The sequence below is a fragment of the Saccharopolyspora soli genome (assembly GCF_022678645.1).
Classification (GTDB): domain Bacteria; phylum Actinomycetota; class Actinomycetes; order Mycobacteriales; family Pseudonocardiaceae; genus Saccharopolyspora; species Saccharopolyspora soli.
In genome coordinates, this window is record NZ_JALBWV010000171.1 from 1 (window position 1) to 1,012 (window position 1,012).

Annotated in this window: 1 protein-coding gene and 1 pseudogene; both read right to left on the reverse strand. The window is 63.6% G+C overall.

The features are described from left to right. Positions 1-123: 123 nt before the first annotated feature. Positions 124-420 carry a hypothetical protein gene (locus MOQ72_RS44135; protein WP_242192038.1) on the reverse strand — a complete coding sequence of 99 codons (297 nt, stop codon included), beginning with the start codon at positions 418-420 and terminating at the stop codon, positions 124-126. Positions 421-527: 107 nt separating this feature from the next. Beyond that, positions 528-1,012: pseudogene (locus MOQ72_RS44140) on the reverse strand (transposase); the annotation flags it as partial.

Consider the following 1,012-nt stretch of genomic DNA (forward strand, 5'->3'; position numbering starts at 1 on the left):
CGGCCTCACCATGGCACACGCACCGTGACCGACCGAAACGGACCGCCACCACCGAAAATGGGCCAGAGCCAGATTCCTGACACTCCCGTGATTTCCGATTATCGCGCCGCTGGATGGTGACAACTAACGTTCAAAGTCCAGGAGTTTTCGGTGGGTCCAGGCGAGACGCAGGGCCGCTGCGGCTCCGGGGGAGAGTCTCGTGGATTCGCTGAGCCAGCGTAGCGTGTTCTCTTCGAAGGGGAATGTGTGTGCGGGCACGGAGCCTTCCGCGTTCTCTTCAACGGCATGGGCGAAGAGGTCGTCGTAGGTGTCGGGAGCGATGATGGCGACGGTGAGGATGTCTGCGGCGAGGGTGAGTGCGTCGAGCGTGACGCCGAGGCAGAACACGCGGAGGTGGCCGTGGCGTCGTGCGTGGTCCATCGTGGTGAACGGTTCGAGCGTGTCGTAGCGGATTGGCAGGCACGTCCGGTTCTGAGGGGGCTCCGGCGCGGCAACGTGCCGGAGCTACCCGCCCACGCGTTGCGTCACAACCGGATCATCGCAGGGTGCTCCTTGCCCCACTTCTCGTCCAGGTCGTCCAGGGCAAGCACCGCGGCATCCGGGCTGGCGGCGGTGTAGATCGGTTTCAGATCCTTCTTGAGCTGTCCCAGTACTTGCGTGACACCAGGCGGAAGGAGTTGCGGATCAAGTGGATGATGCAGGTGTGCACGATGGTGTGCAGCCACACGTTCTCCACGACCTCGGGCGGGCCCTTCAGACCGTCGCAGACAAGGAAGAACACATCCTTGACGCCGCGATTCTTCAGTCCAATCAGGACGCTTGTCCAGAACTTTGCGCCCTCGCCGCCACCAGTGCCCATGATCAGTGCCAGCACGTCCTTGCGGCCGTCGACGGTGACGCCGATCGCGGTGTAGACGGGCCGGTTGGCCACCTGACCGTCGCGGATCTTGGCTCTGGCGCAGTCTCCGTGATGACGTCTGGGGCGGTCGTCGAGGTCTTGTTCGCTGGTGGT

What these genes read in the sequence shown, in the direction of transcription:
- MOQ72_RS44135 (WP_242192038.1), bottom strand. Translation starts at nt 420, where the DNA reads ATGGACCACGCACGACGCCACGGCCACCTCCGCGTGTTCTGCCTCGGC.